Here is a 25,188-nt window from a genome sequence, read left to right as displayed (position 1 = left end):
TACAAAAAAAGGAAAAAAATATTAATACATTATATAAATACATATTTATATTTATTTTTTTAAATACTATTAAGGAGTAAAAATATTGATAATAGCTTATAAATATATGAAATCTAGAATGTTAAAGAAAGAGAGGTAAAGCTATGAGAAAAATGAAAACCATGGATGGAAATACTGCAGCTGCATATATTTCATATGCATATACAGAAGTAAGTTCAATCTATCCTATCACTCCATCATCTCCTATGGCAGAACATATAGATGAATGGGTAGCTCAAGGCAAAAAGAATATATTTAATCAAACAGTAAAAGTAGTGGAAATGCAATCGGAGGCAGGAGCAGCAGGTGCATTACATGGAATTCTTCAAAGTGGTGCATTAGGAACTACGTATACAGCATCACAAGGATTATTACTTATGATTCCCAATATGTATAAGATGGTTGGGGAAAGGTTACCAGCAGTTATTCATGTTGCAGCTAGAGCATTAGCAACTTCATCATTAAGTATTTTTGGAGATCATCAAGACGTTATGGCAGCAAGGGCTACAGGATGTGCAATGCTAGCAGAAGGTTCTGTTCAAGAAGTAATGGATTTATCACCAGTAGCACATTTAACAGCAATTAAAGCAAGAATGCCATTTGTAAACTTTTTTGATGGATTTAGGGTTTCTCATGAAATACAAAAGATAGAGGTATTAGAATATGATGAGTTAGCTAAACTTTTAGATTATGATGCAGTTGAAAATTTTAGAAAGAATGCATTAAATCCAAGTCATCCTGTTACTAGAGGTACAGCTCAAAATCCAGATGTATACTTCCAATTATGTGAATCTCTAAATAAATATTATGATGATATTCCAGCAATAGTAGAAGAATATATGAGCAAAATCACTGAGTTAACAGGTAGAGAATATCATTGCTTTGATTATTATGGTGATAATAATGCTGATAGAATTATAATTTCTATGGGTGCAGTAAGTGAAGTAATCGAAGAAACAATAGATTATTTAATGAGTAAAGGTGAAAAGGTAGGACTTATAAAGGTTAGACTTTATAGACCATTTAGTATAGAAAGATTATTAAATACTATACCAAAATCAGTTAAAAAAATAGCTGTTTTAGATAAAACAAAAGAACCTGGCTCAATTGGAGAACCTTTATACTTAGATGTATTAAGAGCAGTAAATGAAATGGAGAATCCACCAAAAGTAGTTGGAGGAAGATTTGGATTAGGTTCTAAAGATCCATATCCATCAGATATAGTTGCTGTTTATGAAAATCTAGCAAAGGATAAGCCAAAGAATAGATTTACTATTGGAATAATTGATGATGTAACTAATTTATCATTAGAACCAAATAAAGAAATAGATGTAGCAGTAGAAGGAACAACTGCATGTAAGTTCTGGGGTTTAGGTTCCGATGGTACAGTTGGTGCAAATAAGAATGCAATAAAAATAATTGGTGATCATACTAATATGTATGCTCAAGGATATTTTGCATATGATTCTAAAAAATCAGGAGGAATAACTGTATCTCATTTAAGATTTGGTAAAAATCCAATAAAATCACATTATGAAATTGATAAAGCAGATTTTGTTGCTTGTCATAATCAATCTTATGTATATTCATATAATGTACTTGAAGGATTAAGAAAAAATGGAGTATTTGTATTAAATACTATTTGGAATGAAGAAGAATTAAATGATAGATTACCAGCTAAAATGAAAAAATATATTGCTGAAAATAATATAAATTTTTATACAATAAATGCAGTTAAGATAGCTCAAGAGATAGGACTTGGCGGAAGAATAAATATGATAATGCAAGCTGCGTTCTTTAAGGTAGCAAATATAATTCCAGTTGATGAAGCTGTTAAATATTTAAAAGATGCAGTTGTAACATCTTATGGAAAAAAAGGTGAAAAAGTTGTAAACATGAATTTTGCAGCTATAGATAAAGGTTTAGAATCTTTAGTAAAAGTTAATATACCTAATGAATGGAAAAATGCTGAAGATGATAAATTAGATGAAAAAATGCAAGTACCAAAGTTTGTTGAAGAAGTATGTATACCAATCAATAGATTAGAAGGTAATAACTTACCAGTTTCAACATTTGTAAATAATAATCTTGAAGATGGTACATTTATGCATGGAACTACAGCATATGAAAAGAGAGGTATAGCTGTTAATGTACCTGAATGGATACCAGAAAATTGTATCCAATGTAATCAATGTTCATATGTATGTCCTCATGCATGTATAAGACCTTTCTTATCAACTGAAGAAGAGTTAAAAAATGCACCAGAAAGCTTTAAGAAATTAAAAGCCAATGGTGTTAAGAGTGAAACACCTTATTTTTATACAATTGGGGTAACTCCACTTGATTGTACAGGATGTTCAAATTGTGCAGAAGTTTGTCCAGCACCAGGAAAAGCATTAATAATGAAGCCATTTGACTCACAACATGATCAAATAGAAGCTTGGAATTTTGCTGTAGAAGATATTAAGAATAAGAAGAATCCTATGAATAAAAAGACTGTTAAAGGTAGTCAATTTGAGCAACCACTTTTAGAGTTCTCAGGGGCATGTGCAGGTTGTGGAGAAACTCCATATGCAAAACTAATTACTCAGTTATTTGGTGATAGAATGATGATTGCGAATGCAACAGGTTGTTCTTCAATTTGGGCATCATCAGGAGCTGCAACAGCATATACAAAAAATCAACAAGGTTATGGACCTGCATGGGCAAATTCATTATTTGAAGATAATGCAGAATATGGACTTGGAATGTTCTTAGGTGTTAAAACAATAAGAGAAAGAATTGCTTCAAATATAAAAAAGGCATTAGATGAAAATTTATGTAGTACTGCAAAAGAAGCAATGGAAGAATGGTTAAGTAATAAAGATATTGGAGAAGGATCAAGAGAAAGAGCAGAAAAATTAGAAGCTGCATTACAAGGATGTAGTGATGAAATAGCAAAAGAAATATTAAAAGATAAAGAATTCTTTATTAAGAGATCACAATGGATATTTGGTGGAGATGGTTGGGCATATGATATTGGATATGGTGGACTTGATCATGTACTAGCAAGTAATGAAGATGTAAATGTATTTGTATTTGATACAGAAATATATTCAAATACTGGAGGGCAAAGTTCAAAATCTACTCCAACAGCAGCTATTGCTAAATTTGCAGCTTCAGGAAAGAGAACTAAGAAAAAAGATTTAGGAATGATGGCTATGAGCTATGGTTATGTCTATGTAGCACAAGTATCTTTAGGAGCAGATAAGAATCAAACTATAAAAGCAATTGCTGAAGCGGAGGCTTATGATGGACCATCATTGATAATTGGATATGCACCATGTATTAGTCATGGTATTAAAAATGGTATGAGTAATACTCCTGACGAACAAAAGAAAGCTGTAGAGTGTGGATACTGGACACTTTATAGATATAATCCTACTCTTAAGGGTGAAAAGAATCCATTTACTTTAGATTCAAAAGAACCAAAGGCAAACTTTAAAGATTTCTTAATGGGTGAAGTTAGATATGCAGCATTAGCTAAAGTATTCCCAGAACTTGCAGAAGAATTATTTGCTAAGACTGAACAAGATGCTAAAGAAAGATATGAAAAATATAAGAAATTAGCAGAAAATTAATAAAGATAAAGAGCTGAGTTTTATAAATTCAGCTCTTTAATTTTTTTATTAAATTTGTCATATACAGATTTAACTATGTAAGGTTCATTGCAATGAATGTGAAGTTCATTAATTGGTAACCATTTAACCCCGCTAGTTTCTTCTTCATTTACAATAAGCAAATCATCCTCATCAGCTTCTAAAAGATAAGCAATAGATAAATGTAAATGTGATGAAACATATTGTCCTCTTTTTATATGACCATTAACAGTAAGAACATCTAAACCAAAGATATCATCTAATACAGGAGTTACATTTTTTAAACCAGTTTCTTCTTTTGCCTCTTTAATAGCTACATGAAGTAAATCACAATCACCATCAGCATGACCACCTGTCCAAGCCCAACTTTGATAAATATTATGATAAATCATTAAAACTTTTGTTCTATTTTTATTTACTATATAGCCGGAGCTAGTTATATGAGCAAGTGTATTTTCACGAGATAAAATGTTGTCATATTTGTCAATACAATTAACTATTAAAGCTTTGTCACTATGTTCTTGTTCATTATAAGGTATATATTCTTTTATTTTTTCAATCCAATTCATAATAAAAATCCTTTCGTTATGACATTTGTTAAAGAGTTGGTACAATATAGTGTATAGTCTAATAATATCATAATTAAATAAAGATTAGAAATGTATTATATATTTATGATACAATTATGGAAAAATAAGATTTTAAGGAGTAAAAATGGATAAAAATAAAAGATTAGTAAATGAACTTAAAATTAATAGAACAATTGAAGCTTTAAGAAAAAATAATATGGAAGGTTTCTTAGTTAATACAAGGGAAGAGCTTATTGACAAAATAGATGAATTAGTTAAAGAAGGTAGCAAGATAAGTTGTGGTGGATCTATGACGTTATTTGAGTATGGCATTATAGATCATTTAAGAAGTGAAAGATATGATTTTTTAGACAGATATAAGGTTGGTTTAAGTAAAGAGGAAATAAAAAACATATTTAGAGAGAGCTTCTTTTGTGATGCATATTTTACAAGCAGTAATGCTATAACAGAAGATGGAGAATTATATAATGTAGATGGAAATGGTAATAGAGTGGCTGCAATGCTGTATGGACCAGATAAGGTAATAGTAATTGCTGGTGTAAATAAAATTGTTAAAGATATTAATGAGGCTATTTCAAGAGTTAAAAACTGTGTTGCTCCAGCTAATGCTATGAGATTAAACAAAAAAACTCCATGTGTAAAGCTTGGAAAGTGTATAGATTGCAAAAGTGAAGATAGAATTTGTAGAGAATATACAGTTATAAAAAGACCTGTACCAAATAGAATTTATGTAATTTTTATAAATGAAGATTTAGGATACTAAAAAGTTAAATTATAAGAAGTACGTCTTTTATTTATATACTATTTTTTTATGTAGATTTAAATTTATTGTAGATAAGCATAAGATAGATAATGCTCTATTATATAGCGACCAACTAACTTTAGTAAAAACATTAACTATTATGATATTTTTCAAAGTTATTGAAAAATAGGTTATATAAAAAAATCATGATATTATCATAAGGAACATTTATAATCAGCTTTAAAATTCTTAGCAAAATTATATTAGTTTCTGAAGATAATATCATGAACTTTTAGAATCAAAATCTGGCTATTACCATTCGCCAGGGTATGCTAGTATATCAACGGTAACAGTTCTTCTACCCCATTGGACACACTCTTCATAAGTATTTAAGTAAACATCAATAATATTTCCTTTAATAGCTCCCCCTGTATCTGAAGCAATTGCAACACCATAACCTGAAACATAAACTTTAGATCCTAAAGGAATAATGGATTTATCTACGGCAATTGTACTTAATCCATTAGGATCTCTAACAACGGGTAACCCCATAGCAGTTATTCCACCACCTGTATAAGCTGTAGCTTCCATAGTAAAAGTCTTTTTAGATGTACCCATGTTTTCGCCTATTACAGGTTTATCTACTACAATAGTATTGAGTTCTTCAATCTTTAAATTGGCATTATAAATTGCATCATTAGCTTTAGAAATAACATTAGAGCTACTTAATTGAGGTAATAGTAGATTTAATGTATCTATTGCATTTTGAAGTTCTGAAGTAGAAGTAGATGAATTAATTATAGATAATGAATGAGAAATTAATTGATTTTCATTTTCTTCTATTATTGCAGCAACAGAATCTTTTTGACTATTTAACTCTTCTAATGCTTCTTCTTGAGATTTTTGAATCTCTGTAATTTTTTCTAAATCATTTTCTATAGATAGTTTAAGGTTTCTTAAATCTTGTTCTTTTGAATTAAGTCTTTCTATAGAATCATTTAGCTTGTCCTTTTTTTCGTTAATATCAGTCAAAATTTCTTTATCAACAGTAACTAATCTTGATATAGATTGAACTCTAGAAACAAAATCAGATAAGCTTGTTGAAGTTAGTATACTTAAGATAATGTTAGAAGACATATTACTTTTATACATTGATCTAACTCTGTTATCTAATACTTTTTGTCCAGATTCAATATCTAATTTGGTTTGTTCAAGTTCAGCTTCTGTTGAATCAATTTCATCATTTATAGTAGAAATTTCATTTTTATTTTCGTCTAGCTTAGCATTAAGTTGTTCTATTTCAATATTTAATGATGCAACTTCAGAATTTAACTCTATTATTTTACTGTTAAGTTCTTGATATTTAGCTTTATTTTCTTCGATTGTCGATTCTGGTGTATCAGCGTAAGCAATTATAGGATCTACGCTTGAAAGTAAAAGTGATATTATAACACCAGAAGATATTATTTTCTTAAACAGAAAAATGCACCTCCTAAAAATAATAATTGCATTTACATAGTATATACTATAAATATTGTTTGTATGTCAAATTTTTTGCCTATATATTACTTATAAGTGTTAAAAATACATATAAAATAGAGTGAAAAAAACAAATAATAGGAAAAAATTAGAATAATATAGATGTTAATAAACACAATTATAACACAACTTTTGAATATTTTGCAAATAATGGAAGGTGAGTGGATGAAAATATAAAAGTTGAATTATTATTATATGTAATATAAAATTTAGAATAAAATAGAAAACATCCTTTTATTTACTGGAAACTTATATAAATATATAAGTTTAATTTAATTGATTAAATATATAAATTAAAAATAAAAGGATTTAACGATGAAATGTCGTTATAAATGAGGAGGATTAATTATTATGGAAAAACTTTATTATGAAGATCAATATTTGAAAGAGTTTACAGCTGAAATAACTAATATAATACAAAAGGAAAATAATTTTCATATTGAATTAGATAGAAGTGCTTTTTTCCCAGGTGGAGGAGGACAACATTGTGATTTGGGATATATTGATAATCATAAGGTTATTGATGTATATGAAGAAAAGGGTGTTATTTACCATGTTACTGAGACAAAGCCAATAAAAATACATAGAGTAAAATGTAAAATTGATTGGGAGAGAAGATTAGATGGAATGCAACAACATCTAGGACAACACGTATTATCAGGGTGTTTTTTCACTATGTTTAATGCTAACACAGTTAGCGTACATGTGGGTAAGGAAGTTAGTACAGTTGATATTAAAGGATATTTAGATGAGGAAACTATAAGAAAAGCTGAGATACGAGCTAATGAAATAATTAAAGAAAATATAAAAGTTGATTTTTTAACACCATCTAAGAAAGAACTTAAAAAGCTTGATTTAAGAAGAGATCTACCTAATACAGATGAACAGATTAGAATTGTAAAAATAGGTGAATTAGATATTAATGCTTGTTGTGGAGTTCATCCAAGTAGAACTTTAGATTTGCAAGCAATAAAGATTATAAGATGGGAAAAACATAAGGGAAATACTAGAATAGAGTATTTAGCAGGAACAAGAGCAGTTAATGATTATTTTAATAAATATGATTTTAGAAATGCAATATGTAAATTCTTAAATTGTGGAGAGAATGATGCAAAGAATACTATAATAAATATTACAAATGATTTAAAAAATATATTAGATGAAAATAGAAGAATTAAAATGGAAATAGGAGAGTATCAAATTAAAGAAATGCTTGAAAATGCAAAAGTGGTAAAAGGTATTTCTATAATTAAAAAGATATATGAAAATGGTGATATTAAGCACTTAACTAAAATTGCAGATAAGTTAGTTCAAAAAGAAAATGTAGTAGTTTTATTTGCTGTAAAATTTGAAGATAGAGCAAATTTAATTTTTGCAAGTTCCAATAATTTAAAAGATATATCTATGAATGATTTATTAAAAGATGCTATAACTTTAATTGACGGAAGAGGAGGAGGAAGTCAATTTAAAGCACAAGGAGCAGGAAAAAATTGTAGTAACTTAGAAAGTGTAATGGATTATGCAGCTGGAAAATTTGAAAAATAATCACAGAGTAGAATAGATAAGGTCTAAGATTGGTGAAAAAGTAAAATTTATAGTGTAAAGAATAACACTTGTTTTTAATCTTCATATAATGAATTATGAATAAAATATTCAAAGGAGATATAAAATTATGGACGAAAGATTTTTTGACCAATTTGATCCAGAGGAAGATATGGATTCAGAAGATATGGAATCAAAAGATATGGAATCAGAAAATTTAGGGACAGTTGAAGAAGCGCAAGTAGATGATAATGCATATATTGAATATAGTTATTATAAAGAAGAGGATAATGAACAAAAGATATATGATACAGAAGATGATTATGATAATGAAGAAGAATTTAATTATGATGAAGATTGTAATCAAGAAGAGTGTGAATACGAAGATGAAGATGAGTGTAGATCAGAAAAAGATCGTGAAGATGATTTTAGGTGTGAAGGACCTAGAGAAAAAGAAGGATGTACATGTGATGAATTAAGAGATGCTTTTTTAGCCGGTAAAAAGCTAGGATATCGTTGTGGAAAAGAAGACGGTATTGAAGAGGGTAGAAGTATTGGATATAGAGAAGGATTTGAAAAAGGAAAGAAAGCAGGATATAGAGAAGGATTCGAAGAAGGAAAGAAAGTAGGATTTAGGGAAGGATTTGAAAGAGGTCGCAGAAGAGGATATGAATTAGGATATAAAAAAGGATTTGTAGTAGGTAAAGAAGAGGGAGATGAATCAGGTAGGGAATCAGCATATAAAGCAGGATATGAAGAGGGAAGAAAAGTAGGATTTAAATGTGGATTTAAGTATGCTTTGAGAGGACAAAAAAAATGTAGGTAAAAGATAATCCAGTGAAATATGATATGTTTCTGTTATAGTAAGCAGTTAAATAATAGGACTGTTACTATTATGAAAGAAGCAGTTCATATTTACTGGATTTTTAATTTATATAAGCGATGTTTCAGGAATAATTTGAAATTAATAGAGAAAAACTAAAATAAATACTATTGTATATTTTAATAGAATTGTTAGGAGTTGTAGCTATGAAAAGAGTGCTTTTTGTAATTTTAATATTAATATATGCAACAATAAGCTATGGATGTTTTGAGAGAAAAAATGATGTTAATAAAGAGATTGATGAATTAGAAGAAATAGATAATATAGAAAATAATAAAATAGCAGATGTACAGGGAGATACATATCTAGTAACCAATGAAGATGAATTAACAACAGGGCTTAAAGAAAATTATAGCGTAACAATAAAAAATAATATAACAGCTAATAATGATCTCGTAATGGAAGGAGATTTTTTAATTACCGATACTACCGAAAAACATAAGGTTAGGGTAGTAAAAAGAAGATTGAATTTTAGTTATGATAATGCAAATTATACTATAACTTCTCCCAAACTTATTATAAAAAGTAATCATACTATCTTAAAAGATGGAATTTATGTAGGAAATATGTATATAGAAGCAAGTGATGTAATTTTTGATAACTTTAGAGTTGAAGGAAATGTATTTTTTAAAGATGAAAAAGTTAAAAAGAGTTTTAGGTTAGAAAATGGATCAAGTGTTACTGGAAAATTGATATTAGAGTAATAAGTGTGAGGTAAAATATAGATTTATAATTTGACAATTTAAAAAATATAGAATAAATTAATATATAGATAACTATCTATATAGGAGGAAGCAATGGAAAATGAATATGATGTAAGTTCAAAGGTATTTAAAGCACTTAGCGATTCTAATAGAATTAAAATAATAAAACTATTATCTTCAGAAGAACAATGTGCCTGTAAGTTGTTAGAACATTTTAATTTAACCCAGCCAACGTTATCACATCATATGAAGGTGCTTATTGATTGTGGATTAGTAATATCAAGAAAAAAAGGCACATGGAATTATTATAGTTAAAATATAAATAATTGTAATAAAATTGTTTCATTTTTAAATGATTTGATTTCTAAAAAAGAACTTTGTGAAGGCGAACAATAAATAATTATTTTAGAATATGGAATGTTTTTAACATTCCTATTATTTTATGTGGATTTTACTTTAAAATTAATTAATGGAGGAATAATGAAAAAAGTTGATTTAACACAAGGAAAGGTTGTTTCGGTTCTTACAGCTTTGGCTTTACCAATTATGGGAAGTTCATTGCTTCAATTTACATATAATCTAATAGACATGCTATGGGTTGGTGGTTTAGGAAGCAATGCAGTTGCAAGTATAGGGTCATCAAGTTTTTTTGTGGGATTAGGATATGCTATAAATTCACTAGTTGTTATAGGAACTGGAATTAAGGTATCTCTTGAAATTGGCAAAAAAGAAAAAGTTGAAGTTAAAAAATATATAAATACAGGAATATTCATTAATTTAGTAATAGCTATATTGTATGCATTGATTTTAATTTTTTTAGGAAAAAATTTCATAAATTTTTTAAATATTAATAATCCCACTGTAGAAAGAGATGCGTATTATTATTTAGCACTAAATGGTCCAATATTATTCTTTTCTTTTTTTAATTTTTTATATTCTAGGATATTCGGAAGTTTTGGAAACAATAGTGAAACTCTGAAAATAAATGCTACTGGTATTATAATTAATATACTTTTAGATCCAATATTTATATATATATTAAAATTTGGAGTACTAGGAGCTGCGATAGCTACATTAATAGCAAATATAGCAATGTTTATTTTATATAAAATTAAATCAAATGGAATATTAAAGTATGATAAAAAGTTAGGAATAGATTTAAATAAATCTAAGGAAATAATAAGATTAGGATTTCCAATGGCATTTCAAAGAATTTTATTTACTCTTGTAAATATTATTTTAGCAAAGATTATAGCTATATTTGGTTCAGATGCTATAGCAGCTCAAAAGATAGGTCTTCAAATTGAATCTATAACATATATGGTTATTGGAGGATTAAATGGAGCTATATCAAGTTTTACTGGTCAAAACTTTGGAGCTAAAAAATTTGATAGAATAATAAAAGGTTATAATACAGCCCTATTAATTGGGATTACATACTCTATAATTATGTCAATTATATTTATATTTTTTAAAGCGCCAATTATAAGGCTATTTATAAGAGAAAAAGATACTATTGTAATTGCATATGGGTATTTACAAGCAGTTGCATTTTCTCAAGCATTTAGTACTGTAGAAATGGTATCTAATGGATTTTTTACTGGACTAGGAAAGCCTAAAATACCAGCTATTATAAGTATAGTTTTTACAGTACTTAGAATTCCAATGGCATTAGTATTAATGAAATATTTTAAAATAAACGGTATATGGTGGAGTATAGCAATATCAAGTATTTTAAAGGGGAGTGCAGCGTATTTAATATATGCAATAAAGGTAAGGAGAGACTTATATGTTAGAAAAGATTAAAAATTTATTTATATCAAATGAAATACTTAAAGGTAATTATGGTATAGAAAGAGAGACTTTAAGGGTTGATAATGATGGGAAGTTGGCTATGACATTACACTCTGAGGAGTTTGGAGATAAAGCAAATAATTCGTATATAACTACTGATTTTTCAGAAAGTCAAATAGAAGTTATAACACCAGCTTTTGATAATATAGAAGAAACCTATAATTTTACAAGGGCACTTTATGATATAGCTGCCATGGAGATTGGAGATGAGTATTTATGGCCACAGTCAATGCCATGTATAATACCAGAAGATGAGAAAATACCAGTTGCTAAGTATAGTGAAGATAATAAAGCATCAGAGGAGTATAGAGAAAATTTACTTAAAAAATATGGTGGTAAAAAGCAACTTATATCAGGAATTCATTATAACTTTTCTTTTGATGAAAATATAATTAAAAGGTTATATGAAAATAGCAATGAAAATCTTAGTTATAAGGAGTTTAAAAATAATATTTACTTAAAAGTTGCAAGAAATTATTTAAGATATAGATGGTTAATTGTTTATTTATTGGGAGCAGCACCAGTTGTACATGAAAGTTTTATAGATGGATGCAAATGTCCACTAAAAAAGGTTTCTAATGCTGGATATAGTAGTATAGGGGCTATATCTCATAGAAATGGTAAATGTGGATATAAGAATAAAATAGATCTATTTCCAAGCTATAATACTATAGGAGCATATTTAGAAAGCATAGCTAACTATATTGAAGATGGAATAATAGAAAGTCATAAGGAACTTTATAGTCAAGTTAGATTAAAGCCAAGTGATACAAAGAGTTTTACAACATCTTTACTTAATGACGGGATAAAATATTTAGAATATAGAAGTATAGATGTTAATCCTTTTGAAAAGGGTGGAATAGCATTAGATGATTTGAAATTCTTACAAATATTTAATATTTTCTTATTAGTTAAGGAGGAAAGTGATTATAAAAATTGGCAAGAAGAGGCATTAGAAAATCAACAAATAATTGCCATTAATGGATTAGAAGATGTTAACTTAAAAAGTGATGGTTTATTAAAAAGTAGAGAATCTTTAGGATTAGAAATATTAAATGAGATTATGTATATAAATAATGAACTATCTTTAGGTAAAGAAGATGTTATAAGCAATATGATAAAAAAAGTTAAAGATAGTAAGTTGACATATGCTTATAAAGTAACTAAATTAATTGAAGAAAATGGATATATTGAATCCTTTATTACTTTAGCTAATGAATATAAGAAAAATGCTTATAATAATAGATTTAAGCTTGAAGGCTATGAAGATTTAGAATTATCTACTCAAATATTAATGAAGGAAGCTATTAAAAGAGGAATTAATGTAAATATAGTTGATAGAAGTGAAAATTTTATTTCACTAAAAAAAGATAATAAAATTGAGTATGTTAAACAAGCGACTAAAACTTCAAAGGATACTTATGTGTCAGTTTTAATCATGGAAAATAAGACTGTTACAAAGAGGGTATTGGAAGAAAAGGGAGTAAAGGTACCAAATGGCTATGAGTTTAATAGTTTAGAAGAAGCAAAGCTTATGGCAAAAAATTATGTAAATAAACCTATTGTTATTAAACCTAAAAGTACTAATTTTGGAATAGGAATAAATATTTTCCCACAAGGTGCAACTTTAGAAGATATCATTCGAGCTTTTGAATTAGCGTTTAAACATGATAATACGGTGTTAATTGAGGAATTTATTAAGGGAAAAGAATATAGATTTTTAGTTATAGATGATAAAGTGGTTGGAATTCTTCATAGAGTGCCAGCAAATGTTATAGGTGATGGAGAAAAGTCTATAAGGGAATTAGTAGAAATCAAAAATCAAGATCCTTTAAGAGGTAAGGGATATGTAACACCACTTGAAAAAATAAATCTAGAGGAAAATGCTAAACTTTTCTTGAAACAGCAAGGGAAGGATTTTGATTATATACCATTACTTAACGAAGTTGTATACCTAAGAGAAAACTCTAATATAAGCACTGGTGGAGATAGTATAGATTACACTGATGATATACCAGAAAAATTTAAAGAAATTGCAGTTTTAGCTGCAAAAGCAGCTGGTGCTAAAATATGTGGTGTAGATATGATGCTTGAAGATTATAGAGATGAAAACACTAATTATGCAATAATAGAGTTGAATTTTAATCCTGCAATTCATATACACTCTTATCCATATAAAGGCAAAGAAAGAAAGATTGCAATAGAAGTATTGAAGTTATTAGAATTAATTTAATATAAACCACTATAAAAAGGCTAGTAAAAATTTTATTTACTAGCCTTTTTATTAGTAATTAAATATAAATAAAAGTAATAGAATTGAATAGCAACAATAAATATGAGTATAATTTCAATAAAATGGAATAATATCATTAATAGAATATAGTTAAAGGAGTTTTAAAAATGATGGATGAATTAAAAAAAGTTATGTTATTTGGAGTAGGGGCAGTTGCAACTACGTATGATAAGGCAGTAGATCTTATAGATGAATTGGTTAAGAAAGGGAAAATAACTGTAGAAGAGGGGAAAGAGTTAGGAGATGAATTAAAGAGAAGTTTTAAGGAAAAATCAGCGAAGCTTTCAAATAAAGATACATTGGGAAATACAAATAAAATTCATAAAGAAAATAGCGATATAAAAATAGATTCATATAATTACGTAACTAGAGATGAATATGAAATATTAAAGGCAAGGGTATATAGTTTAGAAAAACAACTTAATAATAAAGAATAGGAAGTAATTTTAAAATAATAATATAAGAAGAAGTATATTTTTAATATTTTGAAAGTAGCAACTTATAATTTATATAAAGAGGAAGGTTAAGATATGGGGAATTCTAATAATAGAGTAATGGAAATAATAAAGGTTTTTGCAAACTATGGATTTGAATATATAGTTGATAAAAAGAATAAAGAAGAAAAGAAATCCCCTATAAACCTTCGTAAAGCGTTTGAAGAATTAGGTCCAACTTTTATTAAAATAGGGCAAGTGTTGAGTACAAGACCAGATTTAATTAATGATATATATCTAAATGAATTATCAAAATTACAAGATGATGTTCCAAGTGAGAGTTTTGAAGAAATGAATAATGTTTTTTATAACGAATTCTCAAAAAATTTAGAGGATGTTTTTTTAAAGATAGATAAAAATCCATTAGCATCAGCTTCAATAGCACAAGTTTACAGCGGGATATTAAAAAATGGTAATAGAGTTGTAATAAAGATTCAGAGACCTAATATAAAAGAAAAGATGTATAAAGACTTTGAGATATTAATAGATTTAAGCGAAAAATTTAGATGGTTGCTTAAGGATACTATCATGGATCCTAAGGAGGCATTAATTGAAATAAAAAAGTCAACAGAAAGAGAATTGAATTTCAATTTAGAAGCCAATAATATAAAAAAATTTAAAGAACTAAATAAAGATATTTCATGTATTTATGCACCATATATTGTAGAGGAATTATCAAAAGAAAGAGTATTAACTTTAGAAAATATAAGTGGATTTAAAATAAATGATAGATATGCAATAGAAGCTTTAGGATATGATAAAGAGGATATCGCCAAAAAGCTAGCATTATCATATTTTAAGCAAATTCTTAAAGATGGATTTTTTCATGGTGATCCACATCCAGGTAATATACTAATTTCTGAAGGAAAAATATGTTTTATAGACTTTGGAATAGTTGGAGAGTTATCAAAAGAACTTAAAGATGGATTAAATAATGCAATAGATGGGTTAGCAAGTGAAGATATTAATAAAATTACAGATTTTATTATAGGAATAGCAATAAAATCAGGTAAAATAAATAGAAATAAGCTATATGAAGATATAAATTATATTTTTAAAAGTTATGTTTCTATGTCACTTAAAAATATAAAACTATCGTTATTACTTCAAGAAGTAATGGAAATTGCTAAGAATAATAATTTAAGATTACCAAGTGAATTTATATTACTTATTAGATGTATGATTATGGTAGAAGGAATAGTTGCAGAATTATCTCCTGAAACTAACATAATTACTTTAGTAATAACATATGTTAAGGATATTCATAAGCAATATTTACTTTCAAAGTTCAGTTTCGATGACATTTTATTTAAATCATATGGAATATCTAAAAATTTGATTAGAATGCCAGCTAAGATAATGGAATTAACGGATACTTTAGCAAGTGGAAGACTTAGCTTAAATGTTAAAGTTGATGAAACTAATAAATATATGAATAGTTTAAATAAGATGGTTAATAGATTAGCCTTTTCTTTAGTTGTAGGAGGTATGTTAATTGCATCATCTATCATTATAAATTCAAATCCAGAACCGAGAATTTATGGGGTATCGGTAATTGGAATAGGGGGATATTTTTTATCTGCTATATTTGGAATTTGGTTATTAATTTCAATAATTAGATCAGGAAGTCTTAAGTAATAATATTAAAGAATTTATTTTGAAGCTTATATAAAAATTTGAAATAAGAATGTTTAGTCATATTTAGTTTTAAATGTTGTGTAAATACAATGTTATAACTAAATATGACTATGTTTTTATAAAAACATAATTATTTAAAATTAATAGAAATAGGGATAAAAAGAAATACTATATCTAAGAAGAGTTAAACTAAAGAGTAAAGGGGTAATTATATGCTTTATAAGAAGGAGTATACTGATGTATTAAAAGAAGTAGATAGTAGTATTAATGGAATTTCGGAGGAGGAAGCTAAAAATAGATTAAATAAATATGGTTATAATGAACTTAAAGAAGGTGAAAAAACACCTATATGGAAGATGTTTTTAGAAGAACTTTAAAGATCCATTAGTAATAATTTTACTTATTGCAGCTATAGTACAAATGTTTTTAGGTGAATTCGTTGAATCATTAATTATATTTGTTGTAGTAATTCTAAATGCAGTTTTAGGTGTTACTCAAACGAGAAAGGCGGAAAGTTCTTTAGATAGCTTAAAAAAATTATCATCACCTAATGCAAAGGTAATTAGAAATGGTAAAAAATCAACAATACCCGTTAAAGAATTAGTTGTTGGTGATATAGTATTTTTAGAAGCGGGAGATTATATACCAGCAGATGGAAGACTTATAGAAGCACAAACCTTAAAGGTAGTAGAGGGAATGCTTACAGGAGAAGCTGAAGCTGTTCTTAAGCATACAGATAGAATTGAAGAAGAAGTTGCTATTGGAGATCAAAGAAATATGGTCTTTAGCGGTGCAACTGTAGTTTATGGTAGAGGCACATTGGTAGTTACAGCTACAGGAATGAATACTGAAGTAGGAAAAGTAGCTACGCTTTTAGAAAGTGCAGGAAGTAAACAAACACCTCTTCAACAAAAATTAGACGACTTTGGCAAAAAATTAGGAATAATTATAATGATTCTCGCAGCAGTTATTTTTGGAATACAGGTAGTTAGAGGATATTTTGCAGGAAATAATTTTAAATCTCTAATATTTGATTCTTTTATGTTTGCTATAGCAGTTGCAGTTGCAGCTATACCAGAGGCATTATCATCAATAGTTACAATAGTACTTGCAGTTGGAACTAAAGATATGGCTAAAAGACAAGCAATTATTAGAAAGTTGCCTGCTGTTGAAACGTTGGGTTCTACAAGTGTAATTTGTACCGATAAAACAGGAACATTAACTCAAAATAAAATGACAGTTGTTGATTTTTATATGTATGGAGTTAATAAATATGAGGTAATAGAAAATAGGGTTGATGGTGATACCAAGGAACAAGTAGAAGCCATAAATTTAGGTTCAACCTTATGTAATGATTCAGAAATAACAAATACAGGTAAGGAGATTGGTGATCCAACAGAAGTAGCATTACTTAGATTTGCAACTAAAAGAGGAATTGATTATAAAGAAATACGTGAAAAATATGATAGATTAAATGAAATTCCATTTGATTCAGATAGAAAGCTTATGTCTACAGTAAATGCTATAAATGGCAATGCAATTATGTTTACTAAAGGAGCACCAGATGTTGTTTTTGCACGTTCATCAAAGGCTTTAAATGATGGAGAAGAGATTAATATTACAGAAGAAATTAAGAATAAATATAGAGAAAAAAATGAAGAATTTTCAAATAAGGCATTAAGGGTCTTAGCTTTTGCTATAAAAGATGTTCCAGATGAAAATTTTGTTCCTTGTCTTGAAGATGAAGTAGATATGACATTAGTAGGTGTTATGGCAATGATAGATCCTCCAAGAGAACAAGTTTATGATGCAGTAAAAGAAGCTATTGGTGCTGGAATAAAAACAATAATGATTACTGGAGATCATAAAACTACAGCAGCAGCAATCGCTAAAGACATAGGTATAATGAAAGATGGTGATAAAGCATTAACTGGTAAAGAATTAGATGATTTAAGTGAACTAGAATTAGATAAAGAATTAGAACATATAAGTGTTTATGCAAGAGTATCTCCAGAAAATAAAATAAGAATAGTAAAGGCTTGGCAAAAGAAAGGTTGTATTACAGCTATGACTGGTGATGGAGTAAATGATGCGCCAGCACTTAAACAGGCTAATATAGGAATAGGTATGGGAAGTGGAACTGATGTAGCTAAAGATGCTTCAGCTATGATATTAACTGATGATAACTTTGCAACAATAGTTGCTGCCATTGAAGTTGGAAGAACTGTATATAGTAATATAAAAAAATCAATAACATATCTTTTTGCAGGAAATTTAGGAGCCATTATAGCAATAATTTTTGCTGTGTTTGTAAATTGGCCTAATCCATTTACTGCATTACAATTATTATTTATAAATCTTATTAATGATTCACTTCCTGCTATTGCTCTAGGTTTAGAAATGGCAGAACCTAATATAATGAAAGAAAAGCCTAGGGATGTAAATGAAGGTATACTTGCAGGTGGTACATGGCAAGCAGTCTTAGTTAGAGGTATTATTATAGGAGTTGTGGTAATATCATCACAATATATAGGGGATTTAATATCTCCTGAATTAGGTACATCTATGGCATTTTCAACAGTGACTTTAGCTAGAATATTTCAAACATTACCAGCAAGATCAGATTATATACCTATTTTAAAATTAGGGTTATTTAAAAATAAGTATGTTATAGGAGCAATAGGAATATGTTTATTGTTATATTGTGTTGTTCTTATACCAGGAGTAAGGGGAATATTTGCAATACCTAATACATTTGGATTATTGCAATTTGGAATATGTTTAGGTTTGGCATTACTTTCAGCATTAATAATGGATTTAATTAAGTTTATAATAAAAAATAGAAATTAATTAAAATATAAAATGAGCTGTTAATTTTAACAGCTCATTTTAATATATAATAATATATATTAATTTAAAACTTTTTTAGCAAAATCATAACCAAAGTTAAATGCTTTTTCAGATTCATCTTCACTAGGTTTAAATACTATTCCTAAAGGTTCAGAAACAACATTTAATTTAAGTTGTTTAAATCTCTCGTTTATATTCTTTAAAGCTTCACCACTCCAACCGTAAGAACCAAAACAGCTTGCTGGTAAACCTTTATGAATAACTGGGTTTACAGAAGCAAGTAAAGTATAGATTTGAGGTAGAGCATCACATAGTAAAGTAGGAGAACCAACTAATAATCCGCTACATTCATTAATATCAGCAGCGACCTTACTTAAGTCAGCGTCAACTAAGTTATACATAAGTACATCTACATTATCGTTAGCAGCTTCAATTCCTCTCTTGATATCATTAGCTATAATTTCTGTATAACCATAAGCAGTTACGTACGGAATAACTATGCTAGGTTTTTCTCTTTAACTTCAACACACCAATCTCTATATAAATCCATATATTTATCTATATTTGATTTATCTAAAACAAGACCGTGACCAGGACAAATATAGCTTAAGTTTAAGTCCTTAATTTTATCTAAAGCTTTTAATACAAATGGTTTGAATGGTCCCATTATCATTCTAAAGTAGTAATTATATGCTTCTACATAATCATCTTCTTTTGATTCTGGTAAAGAACTCTTTAATATGCATGGATCACTATAATGAGCTCCAAAAGAATCACAAGTAACAAGTGTTTCGTCTTCAATTACATAAGTATACATTGTATCAGGCCAGTGTAATTGAGGAACACTTATAAATTTAAGAGTTTTATTACCTAATGATAAAGTTTCACCATCTTTAACAGCCTTGCTTTTGAATGGTCTGTTAATTATATTGCTAAGATATTTAATTGCAAGAGTACTACCTACAACTGTTGCATTAGGTGCATAATCAAGAATTTTAGCTACTGATCCAGCATGGTCTGGTTCAGTATGATTAACTACTACGTAAGTAATATCTTCTGGATTTACTACATTACGTACTTTATCTAAATGTTCATCAAAGAATTTTTCTTTTACTGTTTCAAATAATGCAATACCTTCAGTACCTTTTAAAATATAAGAATTATAAGATGTACCAAACTTTGTTTCCATAATGATATCAAAAATTCTTAAGTTAGGGTCAAGGGCACCAACCCAAAATAAATCATCAGTTATTTTAAATGAGTTCACCATATTAAAAAAATCTCCTTCAAGAAAAATATTTAAAATACTTTATATAAATAATTATAATTTATTAATAACTATTGTCAATAAACAAGTTAAAATAAAAACAAACTAAGGATTTTTTAGCTTGTTTTAGGTTTTACTAATTATGATAAGAATATTCTATTCCGTATTTATACATAGCTTCTAAAAGAGGAACTATTTTTTTTCCTATATCAGTTAATCCATATTCAACATGAGGTGGAACTTCAGCATAGATTTTTCTATAAATTAATTTATCCTCTTCTAAACTACGAAGTTGATTAGTTAACATTTTTTGAGTAGTATTAGGTAATTTTCTTTTTAAATCACTAAATCTTAAAGGACCACTACTTAAATACCATAATATTAGTATTTTCCATTTTCCAGAGATTATTTTTTGAAAAATAATCATTGGGCATGTTTCATATTTAGCACAACGATGTTTTATATGACATTGGCTATGAAATGATAGGGAATCATCTAGCACACATTCTTTATTAAGTAAAAGTTCTGTTTTCATAAAGGGATATCTCCTTATATTATCTTATGTAGTTTAAGTTATTATTTAGTATTTTATTATTATAATACCATAGTATCAAAAAAGATACCATAGTATCAAAAAAGATACTATATATAAAAAAAGTGCCTACTTGTATATATGATATATAGAGGGTAAAATTTAAAGCGTTAGTTGACATTGTAAATATTTAAGATATTAATTAATATATAGTATTAAAAAATATAAAGAAAAATACTAGAAAAAATAAAAGTAAGTATTATAATAGTTACTATAAGATAATTATTATTATTTAAAACTTATGAGGAAAGAAGGTAAATTATCATGGCAAAGAAAATGATGACTATAGATGGTAATACTGCTGCAGCTCACGTAGCATATGCGTTTACAGATGTAGCTGCAATTTATCCAATTACTCCATCTACTACAATGGCAGAAGTTGTTGATGAATGGTCAGCACAAGGAAGAAAAAATATTTTTGGACAAACTGTTAGTGTTGTAGAAATGCAATCAGAAGCAGGGGCTGCTGGTACATTCCACGGTTCACTTCAAGCTGGAGCATTAACTACTACATTTACAGCATCACAAGGGTTATTACTTATGTTACCAAACATGTATAAGGTAGCAGGAGAATTATTACCAGGTGTATTCCATGTAAGTGCTAGAGCTTTAGCTTCTCAAGCATTATCAATATTTGGAGATCACCAAGATGTAATGTCTGCAAGAATGACAGGATGTGTAATGCTTGCTGCTGGTTCAGTTCAAGAAGTAGCAGATTTAGCACCAGTATCTCACCTTTCTGCTATTAAAGGAAGATTACCTTTTATAAACTTCTTTGATGGATTTAGAACATCACATGAAATTCAAAAAGTAGAAGTTTTAGATTATGAAGATTATGCAGAAATGATTGATAGAGAAGCATTAAAAGAATTTAGAAATAGAGCATTAACTCCAAACAATCCAGTTACAAGAGGTACTGCTCAAAATTCAGATATATACTTCCAAACTAGAGAAGCTTCAAATAAGTTCTACAATAACATAATCCCAATAGTTGAAGAGTACATGGGAGAAATGAGTAAGAGAACAGGAAGAAACTATGGATTATTCAATTATTACGGAGCAGAAGATGCTAAAGAAATAATTGTTGCTATGGGTTCTGTTACAGAAGCAATTGAAGAAACAATTGATGAATTAAATGCGAGAGGAGAAAAGTACGGATTAGTTAAAGTACACTTATTCAGACCATTCTCAGTAGAGCATTTATTAAAGGTTATACCACAAACAGTAGAAAAGATTTGTGTAATTGATAGAACTAAGGAACCAGGATCAAATGGTGAACCATTATACTTAGATGTATGTTCAGCATTCTATGGAAAAGAAAATGCACCTAAGATAGTTGGTGGACGTTATGGATTAGCATCAAAAGACGTTACTCCATCAGATATTAAAGCTGTATTTGATAACTTAAAGAAAGAAGATTCTAAAAACTTCTTTACAGTTGGTATCGAAGATGATGTTACTTTCACTTCAATTCCAGTAGAAGATGAATTAAGAATTTCTACACCAGGAACAGTTAGATGTAAGTTCTGGGGATTAGGTTCAGATGGTACTGTTGGTGCTAATAAGCAAGCTATAAAGATTATCGGTGAAAATACGGCTAAATACGTACAAGCTTATTTTGCATATGACTCAAAGAAATCAGGTGGAGCTACTATGTCTCACTTAAGATTTGGAGATACACCAATAAGATCAACTTACCTTATTGATGAAGCTGATTATATAGGATGCCATGTACAAGCTTATGTAAATCAATATGATTTATTAAAAGGACTTAAAAAAGGTGGAAACTTCGTATTAAATACTATTTGGAACGAAGAAGAATTAGATAGAAAATTACCAGCTAGAATGAAAAAATACATAGCTGAAAATGAAGTAAACTTCTATACTGTTAATGCAACTAAGTTAGCATCTGAAATTGGATTAGGTAGAAGAATTAATATGATAATGCAATCTGCATTCTTTAAATTGGCAGAAATTATCCCAGAGGAAGAGGCTAAAGAATACTTAAAAGCTTCTATTAAGAAGGCATATGGCAAGAAAGGTGATAAGGTTGTTAACATGAATTACGAAGCTGTTGAGGCTGGTATGAATTCATTAGTTAAAGTTAATGTACCTGAATCATGGAAAACTGCTGTTGATGCACCAAAAGTAGAAACTAAAGAAGTTACAGATTTTGTTAAGAATATAATGCAACCAATGAATGCTTTAGAAGGGGACAAATTACCTGTAAGTGCATTCAATGGAATGGAAGATGGTACATTCCCAGCAGGAACTGCAGCATATGAAAAAAGAGGTGTTGCAACAGATGTTCCAGAATGGAATATGTCAAAATGTATTCAATGTAACCAATGTGCTTTTGTATGCCCACATGCTTGTATTAGACCAGTTCTAGTAAATGATGAGGAATTAGCTAAGGCACCAGAAGGATTTGAAGTTAAAAAGGCTACAGGTAAAACTTTAGCAGGATTACACTATAGAATTCAAGTAAGTACATTAGATTGTACTGGATGTAATAACTGTGTTGACATTTGTCCAGCACCAGGTAAAGCGTTAGAAATGAAGCCACTTGGAACTCAAGTAGAAAAAGAAGTTGCAAATTGGGACTTTGCGGTATCAAAAGAAGTATCAAACAAAGAACATTTAACTGCAGGTAAAACAGTTAAAGATAGTCAATTTAAACAACCACTTATAGAGTTCTCAGGAGCATGTGCTGGTTGTGGTGAAACTCCATATATTAAGTTAGTTACTCAATTATTTGGTGATAGAATGATGATTGCTAATGCAACAGGATGTTCATCTATATGGGGAGGTTCAGCGCCATCAACACCATATACTAAGAACCATGAAGGTAAAGGTCCAGCTTGGGCAAATTCATTATTTGAAGATAATGCTGAATTTGGATATGGTATGTTCTTAGCAGCAGAACAAATGAGAAAGAAAATAGCTTCAAATATGGAACAATTAATTTCTATGGATATAGCAGAAGAATATAAAACAGTATTTACTAACTGGTTAGGAAATATGAATAATGGAGAAATGTCTAAGGTTTATTCAAGAGAAGTTGAAGCTATATTAGAAAATAATAATATTACAAATGAAGAAGCAAAAGCTTTAATTGAAGAAATTAAAGAAAGAGCTGATTACTTAGTTAAGAGATCTCAATGGATCCTTGGAGGAGACGGTTGGGCTTACGATATCGGATACGGTGGACTTGATCATGTATTAGCATCTGGACAAGACGTAAATGTATTAGTATTTGATACAGAAATTTACTCAAATACAGGGGGACAATCTTCTAAATCAACTCCAGTAGCAGCTATGGCAAAACTTGCAGCTTCTGGTAAGAAGACTAAGAAAAAAGATTTAGGAAGAATGATGATGTCTTATGGAAATGTTTATGTAGCACAAGTTGCTATAGGAGCAGATAAGAATCAAGTTGTTAAGGCTATGCTTGAAGCAGAAGCTCACAATGGACCATCAATCATTATTGCATATGCAACTTGTATCAGCCATGGATTAAAGAAGGGAATGGGATTCTCTATAAGAAACATGGATGAAGCAGTTAAGGCTGGATACTGGCATCTATATAGATTCAATCCAGAATTAAAAGAGCAAGGAAAGAACCCATTAAGCTTAGACTCTAAAGAACCACAAGGAAGCTTCAGAGACTTCATAATGGATCAAGTAAGATATTCAGCAATAGCTAAACAATTCCCAGAACAAGCGGAAGAGTTATTCCAAATGGCTGAAGAACATGCTAGACAAAAATATGCTGATTTAAAGAAATTAGCTGAACAATAATATAAGATATTAAGAGAGTTATTCTTAAATGAAGAATATATCATTTAAGATAACTCTCTTTTTAATTGCAAGGTTATAATTAATGAGATAAAATTATTTAAAGAATATATATAGGAGTATATTTATGATAGGAGTAATTTCAATAGCTGCATTAGCATATGGATTTTTTTATTTTGAAAATAATTGTATAGATACTAGTAAAATAAAAATAAATTGCAATATAAAAAATAGTATAAGAATGGTACAAATTTCTGATTTACATAGCAAAGAGTTTGGTAAAAATAACAAAAGGTTATATAAAAGTATTTTATCAAATAATCCAGATTTTGTAGTAGCCACAGGTGATATAATAGATTCTAATATGAAGAATATAGATAAAATAGTTAGATTTTTAGGAGATTTAAACAAATATACAGCGGTTTTTTATATACCAGGTAATAATGAAATGAGATGTGAAGCATTAGAAGAGATAATTTATAAATTGAAAAAAGAAAAAATATATGTATTAGAAAATGAAATAATATCTATTGATATCCATAATGAGAAGATTAATATTTTAGGATTAGTTGAAGAAAGAATTGATAGAGGAGAATTTATTAATCATAAAGCAAAGAGTAAGTATATTTATAAAGATGCTCATAAGCTTTTTAAAGAATTAGATAATAAAAATGGATTAAAAATAGTATTGTCAGGGAGAGTAGATAGATTTGTGTAAAAAACAA

Annotated in this window: 18 protein-coding genes and 1 pseudogene; 14 read left to right on the top strand and 5 right to left on the bottom strand. The window is 28.5% G+C overall.

Going from position 1 to position 25,188, the window contains the following annotated elements; translation table 11 throughout:
• Window positions 1-143 precede the first annotated feature (143 nt).
• Window positions 144-3,659 carry a pyruvate:ferredoxin (flavodoxin) oxidoreductase gene (gene nifJ / locus HMPREF0216_RS11465; protein WP_005214430.1) on the top strand — a complete coding sequence of 1,172 codons (3,516 nt, stop codon included), beginning with the start codon at window positions 144-146 and terminating at the stop codon, window positions 3,657-3,659.
• 20 nt (window positions 3,660-3,679) lie between these two features.
• Here nifJ (HMPREF0216_RS11465) and HMPREF0216_RS11460 read toward each other — a convergent pair whose 3' ends face one another.
• On the bottom strand, window positions 3,680-4,246 hold the full coding sequence (locus tag HMPREF0216_RS11460) for an NUDIX hydrolase (RefSeq protein ID WP_005214429.1): 567 nt from the start codon (window positions 4,244-4,246) through the stop codon (window positions 3,680-3,682).
• Between the two features lie 145 nt (window positions 4,247-4,391).
• Between HMPREF0216_RS11460 and HMPREF0216_RS11455 the strand changes: the two genes are divergently transcribed.
• The gene (locus HMPREF0216_RS11455; RefSeq protein ID WP_005214428.1) at window positions 4,392-5,030 is read left to right on the top strand and encodes a lactate utilization protein; all 639 of its coding nucleotides are present in this window, start codon (window positions 4,392-4,394) and stop codon (window positions 5,028-5,030) included.
• 291 nt (window positions 5,031-5,321) lie between these two features.
• On the opposite strand, the gene HMPREF0216_RS17935 is transcribed toward HMPREF0216_RS11455, so the two are convergent.
• A complete protein-coding gene (locus HMPREF0216_RS17935; RefSeq protein ID WP_423219174.1) occupies window positions 5,322-6,245 on the bottom strand; it encodes a 3D domain-containing protein in 924 nt (307 codons plus the stop codon).
• A 654-nt stretch (window positions 6,246-6,899) separates the two neighbouring features.
• Here HMPREF0216_RS17935 and HMPREF0216_RS11445 point away from each other — a divergent pair.
• From HMPREF0216_RS11445 to HMPREF0216_RS11405, 10 genes and pseudogenes are all read left to right on the top strand, one after another.
• Window positions 6,900-8,093, top strand: a complete 1,194-nt coding sequence (locus HMPREF0216_RS11445) for an alanyl-tRNA editing protein (protein WP_005214426.1) — start codon at window positions 6,900-6,902, stop codon at window positions 8,091-8,093.
• Window positions 8,094-8,220: 127 nt separating this feature from the next.
• Window positions 8,221-8,916, top strand: a complete 696-nt coding sequence (locus HMPREF0216_RS16385; RefSeq protein WP_005214425.1) for a Yae1 family protein — start codon at window positions 8,221-8,223, stop codon at window positions 8,914-8,916.
• Between the two features lie 203 nt (window positions 8,917-9,119).
• Entirely contained in the window at window positions 9,120-9,677 is a 558-nt protein-coding gene (locus HMPREF0216_RS11435; RefSeq protein WP_040419790.1) for a hypothetical protein, read from the top strand.
• A 93-nt stretch (window positions 9,678-9,770) separates the two neighbouring features.
• Window positions 9,771-10,073 (top strand): annotated as a pseudogene (locus HMPREF0216_RS11430) (ArsR/SmtB family transcription factor).
• 84 nt (window positions 10,074-10,157) lie between these two features.
• Complete coding sequence (locus HMPREF0216_RS11425; protein WP_040419784.1) at window positions 10,158-11,483, top strand: MATE family efflux transporter; 1,326 nt, start codon at window positions 10,158-10,160, stop codon at window positions 11,481-11,483.
• Window positions 11,467-13,764: a bifunctional glutamate--cysteine ligase GshA/glutathione synthetase GshB gene (gene gshAB, locus HMPREF0216_RS11420; RefSeq protein ID WP_005214417.1), complete on the top strand. Its 2,298-nt coding sequence runs from the start codon at window positions 11,467-11,469 to the stop codon at window positions 13,762-13,764. Before HMPREF0216_RS11425 ends, gshAB begins: the two co-directional genes overlap by 17 nt.
• A 167-nt stretch (window positions 13,765-13,931) precedes the next feature.
• Entirely contained in the window at window positions 13,932-14,261 is a 330-nt protein-coding gene (locus HMPREF0216_RS11415; protein WP_005214415.1) for a phasin family protein, read from the top strand.
• A gap of 93 nt (window positions 14,262-14,354) precedes the next feature.
• Window positions 14,355-15,956 (top strand): ABC1 kinase family protein, encoded by a 1,602-nt coding sequence (locus HMPREF0216_RS11410; RefSeq protein WP_005214413.1) that lies wholly within the window; start codon window positions 14,355-14,357, stop codon window positions 15,954-15,956.
• A 212-nt stretch (window positions 15,957-16,168) separates the two neighbouring features.
• A complete protein-coding gene (locus tag HMPREF0216_RS18155) occupies window positions 16,169-16,333 on the top strand; it encodes a cation-transporting P-type ATPase (RefSeq protein WP_005214405.1) in 165 nt (54 codons plus the stop codon).
• 43 nt (window positions 16,334-16,376) lie between these two features.
• The gene (locus HMPREF0216_RS11405) at window positions 16,377-18,806 is read left to right on the top strand and encodes a cation-translocating P-type ATPase (RefSeq protein WP_005214404.1); all 2,430 of its coding nucleotides are present in this window, start codon (window positions 16,377-16,379) and stop codon (window positions 18,804-18,806) included.
• Between the two features lie 59 nt (window positions 18,807-18,865).
• Here the strand turns inward: HMPREF0216_RS11405 and HMPREF0216_RS18150 are convergent, their stop codons facing one another.
• The 3 genes from HMPREF0216_RS18150 to HMPREF0216_RS11395 all read right to left on the bottom strand — a co-directional run bounded on the left by HMPREF0216_RS18150 (window position 18,866) and on the right by HMPREF0216_RS11395 (window position 20,608).
• Window positions 18,866-19,240: a flavodoxin domain-containing protein gene (locus HMPREF0216_RS18150; protein WP_341349491.1), complete on the bottom strand. Its 375-nt coding sequence runs from the start codon at window positions 19,238-19,240 to the stop codon at window positions 18,866-18,868.
• A 62-nt stretch (window positions 19,241-19,302) separates the two neighbouring features.
• Complete coding sequence (locus HMPREF0216_RS18145; RefSeq protein WP_005214401.1) at window positions 19,303-20,076, bottom strand: FprA family A-type flavoprotein; 774 nt, start codon at window positions 20,074-20,076, stop codon at window positions 19,303-19,305.
• Between the two features lie 133 nt (window positions 20,077-20,209).
• Window positions 20,210-20,608, bottom strand: coding sequence for a winged helix-turn-helix transcriptional regulator (locus HMPREF0216_RS11395; RefSeq protein ID WP_005214400.1), 399 nt, complete (start codon window positions 20,606-20,608; stop codon window positions 20,210-20,212).
• A gap of 321 nt (window positions 20,609-20,929) precedes the next feature.
• Here HMPREF0216_RS11395 and nifJ (HMPREF0216_RS11390) point away from each other — a divergent pair, with 321 nt between their 5' ends.
• Both nifJ (HMPREF0216_RS11390) and HMPREF0216_RS11385 read left to right on the top strand, forming a co-directional pair.
• A complete protein-coding gene (gene nifJ / locus HMPREF0216_RS11390; RefSeq protein WP_005214398.1) occupies window positions 20,930-24,466 on the top strand; it encodes a pyruvate:ferredoxin (flavodoxin) oxidoreductase in 3,537 nt (1,178 codons plus the stop codon).
• 124 nt (window positions 24,467-24,590) lie between these two features.
• On the top strand, window positions 24,591-25,181 hold the full coding sequence (locus tag HMPREF0216_RS11385) for a metallophosphoesterase (RefSeq protein WP_005214396.1): 591 nt from the start codon (window positions 24,591-24,593) through the stop codon (window positions 25,179-25,181).
• Window positions 25,182-25,188 lie beyond the last annotated feature (7 nt).

Origin of the sequence: Clostridium celatum DSM 1785 (assembly GCF_000320405.1) — a bacterium.
Classification (GTDB): domain Bacteria; phylum Bacillota; class Clostridia; order Clostridiales; family Clostridiaceae; genus Clostridium; species Clostridium celatum.
Note: the sequence above shows the minus strand (reverse complement) of the source record. Positions and strands in the feature narration are given on the sequence as shown.

Bases quoted from the DNA above. Each gene is read 5' to 3' on its own strand.
- nifJ (WP_005214430.1), top strand. From the start codon at position 144: ATGAGAAAAATGAAAACCATGGATGGAAATACTGCAGCTGCATATATT.
- HMPREF0216_RS11460 (WP_005214429.1), bottom strand. From the start codon at position 4,246: ATGAATTGGATTGAAAAAATAAAAGAATATATACCTTATAATGAACAA.
- HMPREF0216_RS11455 (WP_005214428.1), top strand. From the start codon at position 4,392: ATGGATAAAAATAAAAGATTAGTAAATGAACTTAAAATTAATAGAACA.
- HMPREF0216_RS11445 (WP_005214426.1), top strand. From the start codon at position 6,900: ATGGAAAAACTTTATTATGAAGATCAATATTTGAAAGAGTTTACAGCT.
- HMPREF0216_RS16385 (WP_005214425.1), top strand. From the start codon at position 8,221: ATGGACGAAAGATTTTTTGACCAATTTGATCCAGAGGAAGATATGGAT.
- HMPREF0216_RS11435 (WP_040419790.1), top strand. From the start codon at position 9,120: ATGAAAAGAGTGCTTTTTGTAATTTTAATATTAATATATGCAACAATA.
- HMPREF0216_RS11425 (WP_040419784.1), top strand. From the start codon at position 10,158: ATGAAAAAAGTTGATTTAACACAAGGAAAGGTTGTTTCGGTTCTTACA.
- gshAB (WP_005214417.1), top strand. From the start codon at position 11,467: ATGTTAGAAAAGATTAAAAATTTATTTATATCAAATGAAATACTTAAA.
- HMPREF0216_RS11415 (WP_005214415.1), top strand. From the start codon at position 13,932: ATGATGGATGAATTAAAAAAAGTTATGTTATTTGGAGTAGGGGCAGTT.
- HMPREF0216_RS11410 (WP_005214413.1), top strand. From the start codon at position 14,355: ATGGGGAATTCTAATAATAGAGTAATGGAAATAATAAAGGTTTTTGCA.
- HMPREF0216_RS18155 (WP_005214405.1), top strand. From the start codon at position 16,169: ATGCTTTATAAGAAGGAGTATACTGATGTATTAAAAGAAGTAGATAGT.
- HMPREF0216_RS11405 (WP_005214404.1), top strand. From the start codon at position 16,377: ATGTTTTTAGGTGAATTCGTTGAATCATTAATTATATTTGTTGTAGTA.
- HMPREF0216_RS18145 (WP_005214401.1), bottom strand. From the start codon at position 20,076: ATGGTGAACTCATTTAAAATAACTGATGATTTATTTTGGGTTGGTGCC.
- HMPREF0216_RS11395 (WP_005214400.1), bottom strand. From the start codon at position 20,608: ATGAAAACAGAACTTTTACTTAATAAAGAATGTGTGCTAGATGATTCC.
- nifJ (WP_005214398.1), top strand. From the start codon at position 20,930: ATGGCAAAGAAAATGATGACTATAGATGGTAATACTGCTGCAGCTCAC.
- HMPREF0216_RS11385 (WP_005214396.1), top strand. From the start codon at position 24,591: ATGATAGGAGTAATTTCAATAGCTGCATTAGCATATGGATTTTTTTAT.